The sequence below is a fragment of the Fluoribacter gormanii genome (assembly GCF_900156395.1).
GTDB classification, from domain to species: Bacteria; Pseudomonadota; Gammaproteobacteria; order Legionellales; family Legionellaceae; genus Legionella; species Legionella gormanii.
In genome coordinates this window covers 1-16439 of record NZ_FTNL01000002.1, presented here as the reverse complement: position 1 = coordinate 16439, position 16439 = coordinate 1, and the positions used below count along the sequence as shown (strand labels likewise).

Sequence of the window (16439 nt, the reverse complement as noted above, 5' to 3'; positions counted from 1 at the left end):
CTCTAACCTTACGCCATCCATTAGCCTTGGCAACAAGGAGGAAAAGCGATGAAATAATGGTATTCGAAAGAGTTTAACCAGCTGACAGAAGTTTCGGTAAATCGCTCCATCACCAATAGAGGGTTGTCGTATGACACCACAACTTGTAATTTCATGCATTAAACAAGTAGTTAATCACAAAGAGTTAGCGCAATAAGCTCAAGTTGAAGCAAATCTGCAATTTCGTTTTAACGAAAAAGAAAAAAACAGTTTTAGGATAATTGGTTCAATTTGGTTAATGAATAATGTACCTAACGCTCCTCAATCAACAATTGGTATTTCCGTGACAAAAGAATTCATAAATTTAATCAATAACCTATAGGTTAAAGAAAATGCAAACCTACGAGCCACTAATTAGAAAATGGTTTTAAGGAGGACATAGTCCGGAGGATCACGGACTAAGAACCGAAATTGTTGACTTGCGTGATCGCAGCATTGATGGATATTGGTTTCAATGCATTCATGAGGTACTCACCAAGGCGAATCAGCTTCATTTTGCCGAATCATTAATCGTATAGAATCAACTCATGGAAAACCTTTGGAAATTCAAGGGAATGAAAGCTATTGTTTATAATAAAATAATTAACGGCGAAAAGTGAGCAGATCGACAAAAGATGGGCTCGAAAGGGTTTCCAAACTATAAGCTGGCAACAAGCACACCGGACAATTTGCTTGTCATTTTGTTACCGAGTCCCTATTTCAACACATCCGTGCAAGGAAAATATAAATTAGGTATACTCTTCTCCTAACTTTCGCATACAGGAGATCAGAAATGGCACGTGGTATAAATAAGGTCATCTTAATTGGTAATGTCGGTGTTGACCCTGACGTACGTTACTTACCGAACGGCAATGCGGTCACTACACTATCAATTGCCACTAGTGAAGCATGGAAAGATAAAGCAACCGGTGAAAAACAAGAGCGGACTGAATGGCATCGTGTAGTATGTTTTAACCGCTTAGGTGAAATCGCCGGTGAATACGTACGCAAAGGATCCAAGCTCTATATAGAAGGCAGTTTAAGAACAAGAAAGTGGCAAGATCAGCAAGGCCAAGACAGATACACTACTGAGATAGTAGCTAATGATATTCAAATGCTTGACAGTAAAGGCTCTAGCTCATCAAGTTTCGACGAGATGCCACAAACCCAATTTGCACCGAGCAATCAGCATTCTGGCAGACAACAGTCTCCTCAAGTAGCGCAAGATGCTTTTGATCAATTGGATGATGATGTTCCATTCTAAGGCACTTAAATATAAGCCTTTACAAACAAAATGTATCCTGGGTACGGCAAGGCGGAACCCAGGTATACTTATCAATACAGAATCGCATTACCAAAAGTTCCATTTCAACAGATCGATACTACATAGTATTCATAATCCAATGTGTAATCGTTACTTCTGGAGTACAAACTAAATTAGTCAATATCTACATTAACAAATGCTTCCGTATAAACACCGTAAAAGTTGATTCATCTGAAAATTTATACACTTTAATAAGATAGATCATATCAAATTAAGGGTGAATTAAATGGTCAATTCGGCAAGCGTGCACAGTTAAAAGGTGAGCATAGATGACATACCCATACCACAGATAATGAGTTTTTTGGTCTGTTAAAGGAACTCTGAAGATTAAGATTATCAGAGAAAGTAATCATGTTAAAAGAGGGCGAGTTTTATATTTTGTTCGAAGGTGTGAAGCATAATCCGATAGTAGAAAACCCGCATAGTGCGGGTTTCAAAATTATGAGAATAATAACTTACTCTTCAGTATCGTCACTGGCAGTAGGTCTATCTAATAATTCAACAATAGCCATAGGTGCATTATCACCATCTCTGAAACCACACTTGATGATACGTAAATAACCACCAGGACGCTCAACAAAACGTGGACCTAAATCTTTAAATAACTTACCAACAGCTGATTTAGATCTAAGAATATCAAACGCATGACGGCGTGTAGCCACTGAATCAACCTTTGAAACAGTAATTAAAGGTTCAATGTAACGTCGTAGGTCCTTAGCTTTAGGCAGAGTTGTTTTTATCAACTCATGCTCAATCAAAGAACAACACATGTTTGCAAACATAGCCTTTCTGTGGCTACTTGTACGGCCAAAACTACGGCCAGAATTACGGTGACGCATAACCAAAACTCCTAAACATTATTCGCCAAGATTTGCTGGCGGCCAATTCTCAAGTTTCATACCTAGCGATAACGAACGTGAAGCTAAAACATCCTTAATTTCAGTTAATGATTTCTTACCTAGATTAGGTGTTTTTAAGAGTTCATTCTCAGTTCTTTGTACTAAATCGCCGATATAATGAATATTTTCTGCTTTCAAACAATTTGCAGATCGAACAGTTAACTCTAAATCATCGACGGAACGTAATAGAACAGGATCAAAATCATTGCGTTCTTTATTATCTGATCGCGACTCTTCAAATTTCATATCAACAAAAGCATGAAGTTGTCTTTGAAGAATACTAGCAGAAATTCTTATTGATTCTTCAGCATCAATAGTTCCGTTAGTTTCTAATTCAATAGTTAACTTATCAAGGTCTGTACGATTTTCTACACGAGCACTATCAACATAATAAGCTACTTTCTTAACTGGTGAGAAGCTATTATCAATTTTAAGCTTCCCAACAGATTTTCTTTCTACTTCATCATCGAAATGTCTAATGAATGAATCAGTACTGTGGAATCCAATTCCTCGTTCAACTTTCAATGTCATATTTAATTTGCCTTTTTCATTCAAATTAGCAATGACAAGCTCAGGATTAATAATCTCTAATCCATGAGTCAGTTGAATATCTCCAGCTGTAACTTGACAAGGACCTTGCTTATTCAATGTTACAATAGCTTCTTCACCGACTGACATTTTAATTGCAACTAATTTTAGGTTCAGTAATATGTCAACGACATCTTCCTGTACACCTTCAATTGTGCTGTATTCATGTAGAACACCTTCAATTGAAGCTTCAGTAATTGCACTTCCAGGCATTGATGATAGTAAAATACGTCTCAAAGCATTGCCGAGAGTATGACCAAAGCCACGCTCCAAAGGCTCTAAAACTATTTTAGCTTTATATGGCGATTCTGCCTGGACCTTAAGAACATTAGGTGTCAACATTTCATTGATTTCAGTATACATTCAGCTATTTCTCCGAGCTTACTTAGAGTAAAGTTCTACAACCAAGTTTACGTTGTAGTCTGAAGATAAGTCAGTTAACGTTGGTGCTGTAGAGAATGTTCCTTTAAAAGAAGAAGTATCTACAGTAATCCAATCACATGGAGCTCTTTGCTCAGACAAAGTTAGAGCTGCTTGGATACGACCTTGACTTCTTGCTCTTTGTCGAACAGATACAACATCACCAGGCTTTACTAAAAATGATGGAACGTTAACTATTTTATCATTAACAAGTATGGCTTTATGCGTAACCAATTGTCGTGCTTCGGCACGTGTAGTCGCAAAACCCATACGATACACAACATTATCTAAACGTCTTTCAAGCAAAGACATTAAGTTTTCACCTGTCGCGCCTTTCATACGAGCAGCCATTTTGTAATAGCCACGGAATTGCTTCTCAAGAACACCATAAAGTCTTCTTATTTTTTGTTTCTCTCTAAGCTGAATTCCATAACCATTCAGGCGTGGTTTCTTATCGCCATGTTGTCCAGGTAATTTTTCAGATTTACATTTGGACTTGTGGTCACGGACACCACTTTTAAGTAATAAATCACAACCTTCACGACGTGATAGCTTACATTTTGGACCAAGATATCTAGCCATTAATTACTCCTGAGTCTTATACACGACGTTTTTTAGGTGGCTTACACCCGTTATGAGGTATACCTGTAACATCGGTAATTTCAACAATTTTAAAATCTTGTGATATTAATTCACGAATAGTGGACTCTCTTCCAGGTCCAGGACCATGAACAAATACAGCCACAGATTTCATACCGTATTCTTTTGCAACAGCAGCAGCACGCTCAGTAGCAACTTGTGCGGCATAAGGCGTGCTCTTTCTTGAGCCTCTAAATCCAGAACCACCAGATGTTGCCCAACACAGTGCATTGCCTTGCCTGTCAGTAAAGGTCACTATAGTATTGTTAAAAGAAGCATGTACGTGAACGATACCATCAGATACGACACGCTTTGCCTTCTTGCGTACTTTTTGTTGTTTTGACTTAGTTATTGCCATCTTACTTTCCTACATGAAAAATCAAACGGTAGTGCCTTTTCTGCGGCCTTTTCGTGTACGAGCATTAGTTTTCGTACGTTGACCCCGCAATGGCAACCCTCTTCTGTGTCTTAGACCACGATAACATCCTAGATCCATAAGGCGCTTAATGTTCATTGTCACAACACGACGCAAATCACCTTCCACTGTTATTTTTGCAATTTCTGTTCTCAATGACTCTAATTGAGCATCGGTCAGCTCTGATACCTTTTTAGAAGGTTCAATACCAACTGTAGAACATAATTTTAAGGATGTAGGTTTACCAATACCATATATAGCTGTTAAAGCAATCACAACATGTTTGTGATCAGGTATATTAACTCCTGCAATACGAGCCATTAACTTCTCCGAACGTTATTTGTTCTGTCGAAAGGGACAGAAGAATACTATTTTTATAAAATTAAATCAAGCAGATATTAACCTTGCTTTTGTTTGTGTCTGGCATCTTTACAAATAACCCGTATAGTGCCACTTCTTTTAATAATTTTGCAATTGCGACAAATTCGCTTTACAGATGCTCTTACTTTCATTCCTAACTCCGATAAAAATCATAAAAGACCAGGTAATTTTGTACCTTTAAAATTAGCCTTTTTCATTAAAGAATCATATTGCTGAGTCATTAAATGAGCTTGTACCTGAGCTACAAAATCCATAATAACAACTACGATAATCAGCAAAGACGTTCCTCCGAAATAAAAAGGGACATGCCATGTATACATCAATATCTGAGGCAAAAGACAGACCAAAACCAAATACAGTGCTCCGACTAATGTTAAACGAGTCATTACACCATCAATATATTTAGTTGTTTGTTCCCCTGGTCTAATTCCAGGTATATATGCACCAGATTTTTTTAAATTATCAGCAGTATCTTTGGGATTAAATACCAGAGCGGCATAAAAGAACGCAAAGAATATAATTGCTACTGCATAAACAATTAAATACAAAGGTTGTCCAGGAGATAAAGCCATTCCAACATCAGCAAGCCATCCTAAACCTTTAGTATGAGAGAAAAACTGTGCTAAGGTTGCTGGTAGCAATATAATACTGGATGCAAAAATTGGAGGAATTACCCCAGACATATTTATCTTTAAAGGTAAATGGCTCGTTTGTGCAGCATATACTTTTCTACCTTGTGTCCTTTGCGCGTAATTAACTCTGATACGTCTCTGCGCACGCTCCATAAATACTACAAATCCTGTTACTGCTACTACTACTACCGCAATAATGATTAAAGTCAATGCTTGCATTTGTCCTTCTTTTACTTGCTGAAGAACTGAAGCGATTGCTGTAGGCATACTTGATACAATACCTGAAAAGATAATTAGCGAAATACCATTACCAACACCTTTTTCAGTAATTTGCTCACCTAACCACATTAAAAACATAGTACCGGTAACTAAGGTAGCAACTGCGGTAAAGTAGAATGAAAAGTCAGCTTGAAGCGCAATTTGTTGTCCAGCTAACCACCGCGCCATCCCTAAAGATTGAAACACAGAAAGCACTAAAGTTAAATATCGCGTATATTGGTTTATCTTTCTGCGCCCTGATTCACCTTCTTTTTTTAGTTGTTCCAGTTTAGGAGAAACAACTGTAAAAAGTTGAAGAATAATAGATGCTGAAATGTATGGCATAATACCGATAGCAAAAACTGTCACACGCGATAATGCACCACCAGAAAACATATTGAATAAGCCAAAAATTGTATTCTGTTGCTCATTAAAAAAGTTAGCTAATCGTGCAGGATCCAAACCTGGAACAGGAATATGGGCGCCTAAGCGATAAACCAGAATAGCAAGAACAACAAACAATAATCTAGATTTTAGTTCAGCCAATCCTCCACGAGATTGGCTTGCATTATGTTTTTGGTTTTTCATAGTCACTCTTCTATGCTGCCGCCTAAACCTTCAATGGCCAAACGAGCTCCTTTAGTGACCCTTAAACCTTTAAGTTTGATGGCTGTAGTTAACTCACCGGATAAAATAACTTTTACATCTTTAATAGAACTATTGATTAGTCCAGCTTCGCGTAGGACATTTAGATCAATTACATCAGCAGATAATTTTGCAAGCTCACTGAGACAAACTTGATCTACAGTTCTACCAACTCGTGACTTAAAGCCCATTTTTGGTAGTCGTCTTTGAATTGGCATTTGACCGCCTTCAAAGTTAATTTTGTGATAACCACCTGCTCTGGCTTTTTGACCTTTATGTCCTTTACCACTAGTTTTACCTAAACCGGATCCTATACCACGTCCTAAGCGTCTTTTTGGACGTTTTGAACCAGGATCTGGTGATAGTGAATTTAAATTCATTATACACTCTCCTCAACCAGCAATAGGTAATCAACTTTATTAATAAGGCCACGAATCGCTGGGGTATCATTATGTGATACGCTCGAATTAGTTTTACCAAGACCTAATTGTTTTACGATAGAAACATGCTTTGGTTTTCTGCCTATAATGCTTTTGACCAAAGTTAATTTGATTTTCTTTTCCATAATTAGCCCGCCATAACTTCTTCAACAGTTTTACCACGCTTGGCTGCAACATAATCTGGTGTACCAATATTAGTTAAAGCAGCAATTGTTGCTCTTACAATATTGCTTGGATTGGTAGAACCAATACTTTTCGCTAATATATTTTGTACGCCTAAAACTTCCAACACAGCTCTCATAGCACCGCCAGCAATAATTCCAGTACCTTCACTTGCAGGCTTCATAAATACTTTAGAAGCACCATAGTTCCAAGTGATTTCGTGGAAAATTGTTGTTCCAGAAAGTGGTATATAAACCATGTTTTTCTTTGCTTGTTCCATTGCTTTTTGAATAGCAATTGGAACTTCTCTGGCTTTACCTCTACCAAAGCCAACCTTACCCTTGCCGTCACCAACAACAACAAGCACTGCAAAACCAAAAACACGGCCTCCCTTAACAACTTTAGCTGTACGATTGACTGATACTAGCTTTTCTTGGTAGCCATCTGATTTAGGTGATGATTCATCGAATGCCATAATCGTTCCTTAAAAATCCAATCCAGCTTCGCGTGCACCTTCTGCAAGGGCTTTCACTCGGCCATGATATTTATAACCAGCACGATCAAATGCAACTTGAGTAACGCCTTGCTCGCTCGCACGTTTACCAAGTAGTTTGCCAACTAGGTTAGCTTGTTCTACTTTACATTTACCGGTCAGACTGGCACGTAATTCTTTATCGTTAGTTGAACATGCAGCTATTACTTTATCACCCAGTTTATCAGCTTCAATAATTTGTGAGTAAATATGTAAACCACTTCTAAAAACGACAAGTCTTGCTCTGCCTGATTTACGAATCAGTGCTTTTGCTTTTAATCCACGTCGATTACGTGAGTTGTGTTTATTCATAACTTAAACCTTATTTCTTTTTCGCTTCTTTACGAGCAATATACTCGCCAGCAAGTTTAACACCTTTACCCTTATAAGGCTCTGGTGGTCTAAATGCTCTTATTTCAGAAGCTACTTGGCCCAAAATTTGTTTATCCAACCCCTTCAACAATATTACTGTGTTGCTTGGAGTTTCAACTAAAACACCTTGAGGCAAGTGGTATTCGATAGGATGGGAGAAACCTAACGATAATGAGATCGATCTATCTTTAGATTGTGCTCTATAACCTACACCGACCAGTTCCAAGGTAACAACGAAACCTTCAGTTACACCTTTAACCATATTATTAACTAATGCTCTAGCAGTTCCGGCCTGAGCCCAGGCTTTTGGATCATTTGCTGCAGGAGCAAATTCAACATGGTTTGAATCATTATTTTTTGTTACTTTTACTAACCTATTTATTTTTTGGGTTAGTGTTCCTTTAGGCCCTTTAACAGTAATCTCGCCATCGCCTATTGTTATTTCAACATTTGCAGGTTGAACTACTGGGGCTTTTGCTACTCTAGACATATCATTCCTCGCAAGTATTAAGCCACTTCACAAATGACTTCACCACCAACGCCTTTCATCTTTGCAGATATATGGGTCATTATACCTTGTGATGTAGACAATATAGCCACACCAAAACCAGGAATAGAAGTCAAATCTTTATAAGACTTATATACTCTCAATCCAGGTCTGCTAATTCTCTTAATGAGTTCGATAACAGGTCTGCCATGATAATATTTCAGCTTTATCGTCATCAATTTAAGATTATTATCTAGTGATTCTACAAAGAAGTTTTCTATATAACCTTCTTCCTTTAAAACTCGAGCAATTTCTTCTTTCAACTTAGAAGAAGTTAAAGTTATTTGCTGATGTTTTGCTTGTTGACCATTTCTAATTCGGGTCAGCATATCAGCAACTGGATCATGCATACTCACAATCGTTCTCCAATTAAAAAATTACCAGCTAGATTTTCTTCCGCCTGGTATATTACCAACCATTAGTTGTTGTCTTAAGCAAATTCTGCAAAGAGCAAATTTACGATAAACACCATGTGGACGACCACATTGTTGACATCGTGTTTTAAAACGAACAGGATTTGAATTAACAGGTAATTTAGCTAATTTTAACTGACTATCCATAATTACCTGAAAATCATCAGATGATTTAATCAATAATTTCAATTCGTTTCTACGCTTATTATACTTATTTACAAGCTTGCTACGCTTTAACTCTCTCATAAGCATTGATTTTTTAGCCACAATTTCACCCTTATTTTTTATCTCTATCTTTCAATGGAAGGTTAAAGGCTTCTAATAAAGCTTTAGCTTCTTCATTTGTCTTGGCACTCGTAGTAATGCAGATATCTAAACCACGGATACCATCTGTTTTATCGTAATCAATTTCTGGAAATACGATTTGCTCATGTATCCCCATACTGTAATTACCAGTTCCATCAAAAGATTTTGGATTTAAACCACGAAAATCTCTTACACGCGGTAAAGTTACGGAAATCAATCTGTCTAAAAACTCATACATACGTTGACGTCTTAGAGTCACTTTACAGCCAATTGGCCATCCTTCCCTAATCTTAAAACCAGCAATAGATTTTCTTGCCTTAGTAACAACAGGCTTTTGACCAGCAATTAAAGTCATATCTTCAACAGCATGGTTCATTACCTTTTTATCACCAACAGCTTCGCCTACACCCATATTTAAGGTGATTTTAAGCAACTTTGGAACTTCCATAACGCTGGAATAGTTGAACCGTTTCATCATCATAGGGATGATTTCTTTTTTATAAAATTCATTAAGTCTTGCCATTTGAATCACCTAATTAAACACGGTCAATTATTTCATTGTCAGATTTAAAATATCTAACTTTTTTGCTCTCACCGTTACTCTCGATGAATTTAAATCCTACTTTATCTGCTTTTTTAGTGTTGGGATTATAATGAGCAACGTTTGAAACGTGAACTGGTGCTTCAAGGGTTACAATTCCACCCTTATTTTCAGGCTTCTGTGGATTAGGCTTAACATGTTTCTTAATCAAGTTTCCGCCTTCAACAACAACGCCATTATCAGTTACACGTAGGACTTTACCTCTATGACCTTTACTTTTTCCGGCAATTATAACTACATCATCGCCTTTTTGAATACGTTTCATATCTAAATCCTTCTCACAAAACTTCTGCAGCCAGAGATATTATTTTCATAAATCTCTCTCGTAGCTCGCGAGTAACAGGGCCAAATATACGAGTACCTATTGGCTCGTTTTGGTTATTTAACAGTACTGCAGCGTTACCGTCAAAACGGATCAATGACCCATCATCTCTACGAACGCCTTGTGCTGTACGAACAACAACTGCCTTCATTACAGCACCTTTTTTCACTTTACTTCTGGGTATTGCATCTTTAATACTAACTTTAATTACATCACCTACACGTGCATATCTACGGTGTGACCCGCCTAGCACTTTTATACACATAACTTTACGTGCTCCGCTGTTGTCAGCCACTTCGAGCACTGTCTGCATTTGGATCATTTTTTACTCCAGCTCTGATTTCGACCAGAAAAAGGTTGCTGATTATATCAGGCCTTTTAGGGTTTTAAAAGTAAATCAACAGGGTTGATTAAGAAATTACTTCGACTAATACCCAGCTTTTTGTTTTAGAGAGTGGTCTAGACTCACGGATTTTTACTATATTACCAATTTTACATACTTGATTTTCATCATGAGCATGTAACTTAGCTCTACGCTTCATAATTTTTCCATACTTTGGATGCTTAACAGAACGCTCAATCATCACAACTATGGTTTTATCCATTTTGTCGCTAACTACTTTTCCAACCATTGTTCTGGCATTTGATTCACTATTAGACATGTCACTTACCTGCCTTTTCAGTCAACATTGTTTTTACTCTTGCCACTGACTTACGCACCATGGTGATGAGATGTGTTTTATCTAGTGAGCCACTTGCTTTCTTCATCCGCAAATTTAGTTGTTCTTTACGCAATGAAAGCAGTTCATTTTGCAGTTCTTCTACTGATAAACCGCGTAATTCTTCAATTTTTTTCATTACATCACCTTCCTTTCTTCAAATATAACTTTGAAAGGAAGTTTTGCTTTAGCCAGATCGAAAGCTTCCATAGCAAGCTCTCTGGATACACCTTCCATTTCAAATAAAACCTTGCCAGGTTGTATTTGAGCAACCCAATATTCAACGCTACCTTTACCTTTACCCTGTCTTACTTCTAAAGGCTTTTGAGTAATCGGCTTGTCTGGGAATACTCTAATCCAAATTTTTCCGCCACGCTTGATGTGACGAGTCATTGCTCTTCGAGCAGCTTCGATTTGACGTGCAGTTAAACGACCACGCTCAAGAGCTTTCAAACCAAATTCACCAAAACTGATGTTGCTACCGCGTAAGGCTAAACCTCTGTTACGGCCTTTCATCTGTTTTCGGTATTTTGTACGTTTAGGTTGTAACATGATTCTTAATCCTCACTCACTGGGCAACGTCAGAAGATCTTTTCTTTTGAGGGAGAATTTCGCCCTTGAAGATCCAGACTTTTACGCCAATAATACCGTAGGTAGTTTTAGACTCTGCTGTACCATAATCAATATCTGCTCTGAATGTATGTAAAGGTACACGTCCTTCTCGATACCATTCACTGCGAGCAATTTCAGCACCACCAAGTCTTCCACTAACACAAATTTTAATTCCTTTAGCACCTGCTTTAAGAGCAGAAGTAACCGCACGCTTCATAGCACGTCTGAACATAACGCGTTGTTCTAATTGTTGTGCAATTCCTTCAGCAACTAAAGTTGCATCTAACTCAGGCTTTTTAATTTCTTCAATGTTAAGGTGAACTGGCACACCTAATTTATTAGAAATTTCAGTACGTAATGTTTCAATACCGCCACCTTTTTTACCGATTATCACACCGGGTCGGGCAGTAAGTATTGTAACAACAGCATTATTAGCAGGACGCTCAATTAAAATTTTACTCACAGCTGCTGCCATAAGTTTCTTTTTAAGATCTGTACGTAATTTAATATCTTGAATTAAAAATTCAGCGTATTTTTTTCCTGCGAACCATTTGGAGTTCCAGTCTTTAATAATACCAAGCCGTATACCTATAGGGTTAACTTTTTGTCCCATTGCTATTCCTCGTCAGACACTTTAATCGTGATATGGCAGGTACGTTTACAAATTCTATTTGCACGCCCTTTAGCTCTGGGACTAATACGTTTTAACGTCATAGCTTCATCAACGCAGACCATACCTACTTTTAAATCATCAATATCTGCTCCATTATTATTTTCAGCATTTGCAATAGCTGATTCTAATAACTTAAGCATCAATTGAGCACCTTTTTTTGGTGTAAACTTGAGGACATCAAGCGCACCAGATACTTTCATATTACGTATCATATCGGCTACCAATCGGCCCTTTTGAGCGGATAAGGGAGCACCTTTCAACTTTGCTGTAACTTCCATCATATCCTCTTATTTACCTTTAGCCTTTCTGTCACCAGAATGACCTTTAAAAGTTCGAGTCATGGCAAACTCACCTAATTTATGACCAACCATATTGTCTGTAATATATACAGGAATATGATCTTTGCCGTTATGAACAGCAATTGTTAAGTCAATCATTTCAGGAACGATTGTTGATCGTCTAGACCATGTTTTAATTGGTTTTTTAGATTTTGATTCAATTGCAGCCTCTACTTTGGCAATCAAATGATGGTCAACAAAAGGACCTTTTCTTATAGAACGAGCCACTTGATATCCTCTCAATAATTATTTCTTTTTACGTCTTCTGACAATAAAACTATCAGTACGCTTATTACTTCTGGTTTTATAACCTTTAGTAGGCATTCCCCATGGAGATACTGGATGGCGTCCACCAGAAGTACGGCCTTCACCACCACCATGTGGATGGTCAACTGGGTTCATAGCTACCCCACGAACTGTCGGGCGAATACCTCTCCAGCGTTTAGCTCCAGCTTTACCTAATGCGCGAAGACTATGCTCACTATTACTTACTTCACCTATCACTGCTCTGCAAAGAACATGTATTTTACGCATTTCACCTGAGCGAAGTCTTAATGTTGCATAAATACCTTCTTTAGCAACGATTTGTCCGCTAGCTCCAGCACTTCTTAAGACCTGCGCACCTTTTCCTGGTTTCATTTCAACACAGTGAATTGTAGTACCAACAGGAATATTTTTTAATGGAAGACAATTGCCTATGCTAATGGGTGAATCAGCACCACTTACAACAGTATCGCCAGCTTTTAAGTTAGCTGGAGCAATAATATATCTTCGTTCACCATCTTTATAAACTATTAATGCTATTAAAGCTGTACGGTTTGGATCATATTCAATACGCTCAACACGTGCTTCAATACCATCTTTGTTACGTTTAAAATCAACGATACGATATTGATTACGTTGACCACCACCGATATGTCTTACAGTAATTCTACCTTGGTTATTACGTCCACCAGTCTTCTTTAGCTTTTCAATTAAAGGAGCATGTGGTTTCCCTTTATGAATATGGTGATGAACCACGCGTAACTCGCCACGTTTTCCTGGCGATGTAGGTTTAGATTTTAATAGTGCCATCTTAATCTGCCTTATTCGGTAGCTGTAAAGTCAATATCTTGATCAGCATGAAGAGTTACAAATGCTTTTTTCCAATCACTACGCTTACCGCTTGTTTGTTTGAAACGCTTTGTTTTTCCCTTCACATTGATAACAGATACATTTTTAACTTTAACGTTAAATATATGCTCTACCGCCATTTTAATTTCATTTTTAGTTGCAGTTTTCAATACTTTGAAAGTGAACTGTTTCAGCTTATCAGCTATGACAGTAGCTTTTTCAGAAGTATGTGGTTCACGTAGAACCATCAACAATCTTTCAGCGTTCATTGTAACTGTTCCTCAATTTTTTTAATTGCAGCTTCTGTAACAACAACTTTCTCAAATCTGAGTAAAGATACAGGATCTATAGTTGTAACGTCACAGATGTCATAGTCAATTAAGTTTCTTGAACCAAAATATTCATTCTCACCAACTTCAGTCATGATAATAAGAGCATTTTTTACACTCATTTGGTTCATTTTATTAACAAAATCTTTAGTTTTTTTGCTTTCACATTGGAAATCACTTACAACTACGAGGTTACCAGTGCGACAAAGTTCGGAGATTATACTACGTAATGCACGTTTGTACATTTTTTTATTAATTTTTTGTGAATAATCTCTTTTCTTAGAAGCAAAAGTCACCCCACCACTTCTCCAGAGAGGGCTTCTAATTGTACCAGCACGAGCACGGCCAGTACCTTTTTGATTCCATGGCTTTTTGCCGCCGCCTCTAACTTCAGACCGTGTTTTTTGAGCACTATTACCACTACGTGCGTTATTCATATAGGTTACTACAGCTTGATGAATTAAGCCTTCATTATAACCATACGCAAATACTTCTTGGTTCAGTGTTAATTTTGAATTTGTATCTATAGTAGTAATTTCCATCACTCACCTCGTACTTGCTTTTTAACTGCAGGCTTAATTTCAACTTGTGAGCCAGGAGCACCAGGTATAGCACCTTTGATAAGAAGTAAATTTCTTTCAGCATCTACGCGCACCAGTTCAAGGCTTTGAACTGTACAACGAACATTACCCATGTGACCAGCCATTTTCTTACCCTTGAACACACGTCCTGGAGTTTGGTTTTGACCAATAGAACCAGGGACACGATGCGATCTGGAGTTACCATGAGTAGCATCTTGTGTTCTAAAATTATATCTCTTTACAGTACCAGCAAAACCTTTACCTTTAGTGATTCCGGCAACATCAACAAACTGGCCAGCAGCAAACACATCTGATACTGATATTACCTGACCAGCTTTGAATGCGTCTTCTGAATCCACTAAAAACTCAACTAAAACATCACCTGCTTCAATTTCAGCTTTTGCAAAGTGTCCTGCTAAAGGTTTGTTAACTTTGCTTGCTTTTTTAGTTCCACCAGTCAATTGAACAGCAGAGTAACCATCAGTTTCTTTGGTTTTAACTTGTGAGACTCTATTAGGGTGAACTTCAACAACAGAAACTGGAACAGAAACTCCATCTGCCATGAAGACCCGCGTCATACCGATTTTACGGCCTAATAAACCGATCATCATTCTAACACCTCTTTAATATCCTTCACCCTAACATTTAGTCATCAAGGCTTATCTGAACATCAACCCCAGCAGCCAGATCTAATTTCATCAACGCATCAACTGTTTTTTCAGTTGGGTGAACGATAACGACCAGACGTTTGTGAGTACGTAATTCATATTGATCTCGAGCATCTTTATTAACATGCGGTGAAGTCAATACAGTAAATTTTTCCTTACGGACTGGCAATGGTATTGGCCCACGAACTTGTGCGCCAGTACGTTTTGCTGTCTCTACAATTTCTCGAGTTGATAAGTCAATCAACCGATGATCAAAGGATTTTAATCTAATTTTAATGTTTTGATTGCTACTCATTGTAATTACTCGATAATTTTAGCGACAACACCGGCGCCAACAGTACGGCCACCTTCCCGAATTGCGAAACGTAAACCTTCGTCCATCGCAATAGGTGCATGCAGGTGAATAGTCAATTGTACGTTATCACCAGGCATTACCATTTCTACTCCAGATGGCAAGTCACATGTACCTGTTACGTCTGTTGTTCTGAAATAAAACTGTGGTCTATAGCCATTAAAGAATGGAGTATGACGTCCACCTTCTTCTTTTGACAACACGTATACTTCAGCTTCAAATTTTGTATGAGGCTTAATTGTACCTGGCTTCGCTAGTACTTGTCCGCGCTCAACTTCATCTCGCTTGGTTCCACGTAACAACACACCTACGTTATCTCCAGCTCGACCTTCATCCAACAACTTACGGAACATCTCAACACCTGTGCAAGTGGTTTTTTGAGTATCACGGATTCCCACAATCTCAATCTCTTCGCCCACTTTCACAATTCCACTCTCTACACGGCCAGTTACTACTGTTCCACGTCCAGAAATAGAAAATACGTCTTCAATCGGCAATAAAAATGCTTTATCAATATTTCGTACTGGTTCAGGAATGTAAGAGTCCATGGTCTCAACCAATTTTTCAATTGCTTTAACACCAATATCACTCTCATCGCCTTCCAATGCTTTCAGTGCAGAACCAACAACGATTGGGATGTCATCGCCAGGGAAATCGTAACTGCTCAACAAGTCACGCACTTCCATCTCAACCAACTCTAATAATTCAGGATCATCAACCATGTCGGCTTTGTTCATAAACACAACAATATAGGGTACACCAACTTGGCGTGATAACAGAATATGTTCTCTAGTTTGTGGCATAGGACCATCAGCTGCAGATACTACCAGTATCGCTCCGTCCATTTGCGCCGCTCCAGTAATCATGTTCTTAACATAGTCAGCATGTCCTGGGCAATCTACGTGCGCATAGTGTCTATTCGCTGATTCGTATTCTACGTGTGCTGTAGAAATCGTAATACCACGCTCGCGCTCTTCAGGGGCCGCATCAATCTGGTCATATGCTTTCGCCGTGCCGCCAAACTTCTTCGCCATAATTGTGGTAATAGCCGCTGTTAATGTTGTCTTACCGTGGTCTACGTGACCAATCGTGCCAACATTTACGTGTGGCTTTTTACGTTCAAATTTTTCCTTCGCCATT

Annotated in this window: 30 protein-coding genes; 1 reads left to right on the top strand and 29 read right to left on the bottom strand. The window is 38.1% G+C overall.

Annotation, left to right across the window (positions count from 1 at the left end):
• The first annotated feature begins 811 nt into the window (after positions 1–811).
• Entirely contained in the window at positions 812–1282 is a 471-nt protein-coding gene (gene ssb, locus BW930_RS01455) for a single-stranded DNA-binding protein (protein ID WP_058466761.1), read from the top strand.
• A 515-nt stretch (positions 1283–1797) separates the two neighbouring features.
• On the opposite strand, the gene rplQ is transcribed toward ssb, so the two are convergent.
• The 29 genes from rplQ to tuf form a co-directional block, all read right to left on the bottom strand.
• Positions 1798–2181 carry a 50S ribosomal protein L17 gene (gene rplQ / locus BW930_RS01450; protein WP_058466762.1) on the bottom strand — a complete coding sequence of 128 codons (384 nt, stop codon included), beginning with the start codon at positions 2179–2181 and terminating at the stop codon, positions 1798–1800.
• A gap of 18 nt (positions 2182–2199) precedes the next feature.
• The gene (locus BW930_RS01445; RefSeq protein WP_058466763.1) at positions 2200–3192 is read right to left on the bottom strand and encodes a DNA-directed RNA polymerase subunit alpha; all 993 of its coding nucleotides are present in this window, start codon (positions 3190–3192) and stop codon (positions 2200–2202) included.
• An 18-nt stretch (positions 3193–3210) separates the two neighbouring features.
• A complete protein-coding gene (gene rpsD / locus BW930_RS01440; RefSeq protein ID WP_058466764.1) occupies positions 3211–3831 on the bottom strand; it encodes a 30S ribosomal protein S4 in 621 nt (206 codons plus the stop codon).
• Positions 3832–3847: 16 nt separating this feature from the next.
• Entirely contained in the window at positions 3848–4246 is a 399-nt protein-coding gene (gene rpsK, locus BW930_RS01435) for a 30S ribosomal protein S11 (protein WP_003633055.1), read from the bottom strand.
• A gap of 21 nt (positions 4247–4267) precedes the next feature.
• Positions 4268–4624: a 30S ribosomal protein S13 gene (gene rpsM / locus BW930_RS01430; protein WP_028381376.1), complete on the bottom strand. Its 357-nt coding sequence runs from the start codon at positions 4622–4624 to the stop codon at positions 4268–4270.
• 77 nt (positions 4625–4701) lie between these two features.
• Positions 4702–4815, bottom strand: a complete 114-nt coding sequence (gene rpmJ / locus BW930_RS01425; RefSeq protein ID WP_010946099.1) for a 50S ribosomal protein L36 — start codon at positions 4813–4815, stop codon at positions 4702–4704.
• 18 nt (positions 4816–4833) lie between these two features.
• The gene (gene secY, locus BW930_RS01420) at positions 4834–6162 is read right to left on the bottom strand and encodes a preprotein translocase subunit SecY (RefSeq protein WP_058466765.1); all 1329 of its coding nucleotides are present in this window, start codon (positions 6160–6162) and stop codon (positions 4834–4836) included.
• 2 nt (positions 6163–6164) lie between these two features.
• Positions 6165–6599 (bottom strand): 50S ribosomal protein L15, encoded by a 435-nt coding sequence (gene rplO / locus BW930_RS01415; protein ID WP_058466766.1) that lies wholly within the window; start codon positions 6597–6599, stop codon positions 6165–6167.
• Complete coding sequence (gene rpmD / locus BW930_RS01410) at positions 6599–6784, bottom strand: 50S ribosomal protein L30 (protein ID WP_058466767.1); 186 nt, start codon at positions 6782–6784, stop codon at positions 6599–6601. The genes rplO and rpmD overlap by 1 nt, the downstream gene beginning before the upstream one ends.
• Before the next feature lie 2 nt (positions 6785–6786).
• Positions 6787–7296 (bottom strand): 30S ribosomal protein S5, encoded by a 510-nt coding sequence (rpsE, locus tag BW930_RS01405; RefSeq protein ID WP_058466768.1) that lies wholly within the window; start codon positions 7294–7296, stop codon positions 6787–6789.
• A gap of 9 nt (positions 7297–7305) precedes the next feature.
• Entirely contained in the window at positions 7306–7665 is a 360-nt protein-coding gene (gene rplR, locus BW930_RS01400) for a 50S ribosomal protein L18 (protein WP_058466769.1), read from the bottom strand.
• 10 nt (positions 7666–7675) lie between these two features.
• Positions 7676–8215, bottom strand: a complete 540-nt coding sequence (gene rplF, locus BW930_RS01395) for a 50S ribosomal protein L6 (RefSeq protein WP_058466770.1) — start codon at positions 8213–8215, stop codon at positions 7676–7678.
• A 17-nt stretch (positions 8216–8232) separates the two neighbouring features.
• Positions 8233–8622: a 30S ribosomal protein S8 gene (gene rpsH / locus BW930_RS01390; RefSeq protein ID WP_202972257.1), complete on the bottom strand. Its 390-nt coding sequence runs from the start codon at positions 8620–8622 to the stop codon at positions 8233–8235.
• 27 nt (positions 8623–8649) lie between these two features.
• The gene (gene rpsN / locus BW930_RS01385; protein WP_058466772.1) at positions 8650–8952 is read right to left on the bottom strand and encodes a 30S ribosomal protein S14; all 303 of its coding nucleotides are present in this window, start codon (positions 8950–8952) and stop codon (positions 8650–8652) included.
• A gap of 10 nt (positions 8953–8962) precedes the next feature.
• Complete coding sequence (gene rplE / locus BW930_RS01380) at positions 8963–9514, bottom strand: 50S ribosomal protein L5 (protein ID WP_058466773.1); 552 nt, start codon at positions 9512–9514, stop codon at positions 8963–8965.
• A 13-nt stretch (positions 9515–9527) separates the two neighbouring features.
• Positions 9528–9857, bottom strand: a complete 330-nt coding sequence (gene rplX, locus BW930_RS01375) for a 50S ribosomal protein L24 (protein WP_058466774.1) — start codon at positions 9855–9857, stop codon at positions 9528–9530.
• A gap of 13 nt (positions 9858–9870) precedes the next feature.
• On the bottom strand, positions 9871–10236 hold the full coding sequence (rplN, locus tag BW930_RS01370) for a 50S ribosomal protein L14 (RefSeq protein WP_006872243.1): 366 nt from the start codon (positions 10234–10236) through the stop codon (positions 9871–9873).
• Between the two features lie 88 nt (positions 10237–10324).
• On the bottom strand, positions 10325–10576 hold the full coding sequence (gene rpsQ, locus BW930_RS01365) for a 30S ribosomal protein S17 (protein ID WP_058466775.1): 252 nt from the start codon (positions 10574–10576) through the stop codon (positions 10325–10327).
• A 1-nt stretch (position 10577) separates the two neighbouring features.
• Complete coding sequence (gene rpmC, locus BW930_RS01360) at positions 10578–10772, bottom strand: 50S ribosomal protein L29 (RefSeq protein WP_058466776.1); 195 nt, start codon at positions 10770–10772, stop codon at positions 10578–10580.
• Entirely contained in the window at positions 10772–11185 is a 414-nt protein-coding gene (rplP, locus tag BW930_RS01355; protein ID WP_003633085.1) for a 50S ribosomal protein L16, read from the bottom strand. Before rplP ends, rpmC begins: the two co-directional genes overlap by 1 nt.
• 16 nt (positions 11186–11201) lie before the next feature.
• Positions 11202–11858 (bottom strand): 30S ribosomal protein S3, encoded by a 657-nt coding sequence (gene rpsC / locus BW930_RS01350; RefSeq protein WP_058466777.1) that lies wholly within the window; start codon positions 11856–11858, stop codon positions 11202–11204.
• A gap of 2 nt (positions 11859–11860) precedes the next feature.
• Complete coding sequence (rplV, locus tag BW930_RS01345) at positions 11861–12196, bottom strand: 50S ribosomal protein L22 (RefSeq protein ID WP_003633087.1); 336 nt, start codon at positions 12194–12196, stop codon at positions 11861–11863.
• A gap of 9 nt (positions 12197–12205) precedes the next feature.
• A complete protein-coding gene (rpsS, locus tag BW930_RS01340; protein WP_010654828.1) occupies positions 12206–12484 on the bottom strand; it encodes a 30S ribosomal protein S19 in 279 nt (92 codons plus the stop codon).
• Between the two features lie 18 nt (positions 12485–12502).
• Positions 12503–13330, bottom strand: coding sequence for a 50S ribosomal protein L2 (gene rplB, locus BW930_RS01335; protein ID WP_058466778.1), 828 nt, complete (start codon positions 13328–13330; stop codon positions 12503–12505).
• A gap of 11 nt (positions 13331–13341) precedes the next feature.
• Positions 13342–13638 carry a 50S ribosomal protein L23 gene (rplW, locus tag BW930_RS01330; protein WP_058466779.1) on the bottom strand — a complete coding sequence of 99 codons (297 nt, stop codon included), beginning with the start codon at positions 13636–13638 and terminating at the stop codon, positions 13342–13344.
• Entirely contained in the window at positions 13635–14240 is a 606-nt protein-coding gene (gene rplD / locus BW930_RS01325) for a 50S ribosomal protein L4 (RefSeq protein WP_058466780.1), read from the bottom strand. The genes rplW and rplD overlap by 4 nt, the downstream gene beginning before the upstream one ends.
• Positions 14240–14890, bottom strand: a complete 651-nt coding sequence (rplC, locus tag BW930_RS01320; RefSeq protein WP_058466781.1) for a 50S ribosomal protein L3 — start codon at positions 14888–14890, stop codon at positions 14240–14242. Before rplC ends, rplD begins: the two co-directional genes overlap by 1 nt.
• Before the next feature lie 34 nt (positions 14891–14924).
• Positions 14925–15242 carry a 30S ribosomal protein S10 gene (rpsJ, locus tag BW930_RS01315; protein ID WP_010654833.1) on the bottom strand — a complete coding sequence of 106 codons (318 nt, stop codon included), beginning with the start codon at positions 15240–15242 and terminating at the stop codon, positions 14925–14927.
• Positions 15243–15247: 5 nt separating this feature from the next.
• The gene (gene tuf / locus BW930_RS01310; protein WP_058466797.1) at positions 15248–16438 is read right to left on the bottom strand and encodes an elongation factor Tu; all 1191 of its coding nucleotides are present in this window, start codon (positions 16436–16438) and stop codon (positions 15248–15250) included.
• Position 16439 lies beyond the last annotated feature (1 nt).

Bases quoted from the DNA above. Each gene is read 5' to 3' on its own strand.
- ssb (WP_058466761.1), top strand. From the start codon at position 812: ATGGCACGTGGTATAAATAAGGTCATCTTAATTGGTAATGTCGGTGTT.
- rplQ (WP_058466762.1), bottom strand. From the start codon at position 2,181: ATGCGTCACCGTAATTCTGGCCGTAGTTTTGGCCGTACAAGTAGCCAC.
- BW930_RS01445 (WP_058466763.1), bottom strand. From the start codon at position 3,192: ATGTATACTGAAATCAATGAAATGTTGACACCTAATGTTCTTAAGGTC.
- rpsD (WP_058466764.1), bottom strand. From the start codon at position 3,831: ATGGCTAGATATCTTGGTCCAAAATGTAAGCTATCACGTCGTGAAGGT.
- rpsK (WP_003633055.1), bottom strand. From the start codon at position 4,246: ATGGCAATAACTAAGTCAAAACAACAAAAAGTACGCAAGAAGGCAAAG.
- rpsM (WP_028381376.1), bottom strand. From the start codon at position 4,624: ATGGCTCGTATTGCAGGAGTTAATATACCTGATCACAAACATGTTGTG.
- rpmJ (WP_010946099.1), bottom strand. From the start codon at position 4,815: ATGAAAGTAAGAGCATCTGTAAAGCGAATTTGTCGCAATTGCAAAATT.
- secY (WP_058466765.1), bottom strand. From the start codon at position 6,162: ATGAAAAACCAAAAACATAATGCAAGCCAATCTCGTGGAGGATTGGCT.
- rplO (WP_058466766.1), bottom strand. From the start codon at position 6,599: ATGAATTTAAATTCACTATCACCAGATCCTGGTTCAAAACGTCCAAAA.
- rpmD (WP_058466767.1), bottom strand. From the start codon at position 6,784: ATGGAAAAGAAAATCAAATTAACTTTGGTCAAAAGCATTATAGGCAGA.
- rpsE (WP_058466768.1), bottom strand. From the start codon at position 7,296: ATGGCATTCGATGAATCATCACCTAAATCAGATGGCTACCAAGAAAAG.
- rplR (WP_058466769.1), bottom strand. From the start codon at position 7,665: ATGAATAAACACAACTCACGTAATCGACGTGGATTAAAAGCAAAAGCA.
- rplF (WP_058466770.1), bottom strand. From the start codon at position 8,215: ATGTCTAGAGTAGCAAAAGCCCCAGTAGTTCAACCTGCAAATGTTGAA.
- rpsH (WP_202972257.1), bottom strand. From the start codon at position 8,622: ATGCATGATCCAGTTGCTGATATGCTGACCCGAATTAGAAATGGTCAA.
- rplE (WP_058466773.1), bottom strand. From the start codon at position 9,514: ATGGCAAGACTTAATGAATTTTATAAAAAAGAAATCATCCCTATGATG.
- rplX (WP_058466774.1), bottom strand. From the start codon at position 9,857: ATGAAACGTATTCAAAAAGGCGATGATGTAGTTATAATTGCCGGAAAA.
- rplN (WP_006872243.1), bottom strand. From the start codon at position 10,236: ATGATCCAAATGCAGACAGTGCTCGAAGTGGCTGACAACAGCGGAGCA.
- rpsQ (WP_058466775.1), bottom strand. From the start codon at position 10,576: ATGTCTAATAGTGAATCAAATGCCAGAACAATGGTTGGAAAAGTAGTT.
- rpmC (WP_058466776.1), bottom strand. From the start codon at position 10,772: ATGAAAAAAATTGAAGAATTACGCGGTTTATCAGTAGAAGAACTGCAA.
- rplP (WP_003633085.1), bottom strand. From the start codon at position 11,185: ATGTTACAACCTAAACGTACAAAATACCGAAAACAGATGAAAGGCCGT.
- rpsC (WP_058466777.1), bottom strand. From the start codon at position 11,858: ATGGGACAAAAAGTTAACCCTATAGGTATACGGCTTGGTATTATTAAA.
- rplV (WP_003633087.1), bottom strand. From the start codon at position 12,196: ATGGAAGTTACAGCAAAGTTGAAAGGTGCTCCCTTATCCGCTCAAAAG.
- rplB (WP_058466778.1), bottom strand. From the start codon at position 13,330: ATGGCACTATTAAAATCTAAACCTACATCGCCAGGAAAACGTGGCGAG.
- rplW (WP_058466779.1), bottom strand. From the start codon at position 13,638: ATGAACGCTGAAAGATTGTTGATGGTTCTACGTGAACCACATACTTCT.
- rplD (WP_058466780.1), bottom strand. From the start codon at position 14,240: ATGGAAATTACTACTATAGATACAAATTCAAAATTAACACTGAACCAA.
- rplC (WP_058466781.1), bottom strand. From the start codon at position 14,890: ATGATGATCGGTTTATTAGGCCGTAAAATCGGTATGACGCGGGTCTTC.
- rpsJ (WP_010654833.1), bottom strand. From the start codon at position 15,242: ATGAGTAGCAATCAAAACATTAAAATTAGATTAAAATCCTTTGATCAT.
- tuf (WP_058466797.1), bottom strand. From the start codon at position 16,438: ATGGCGAAGGAAAAATTTGAACGTAAAAAGCCACACGTAAATGTTGGC.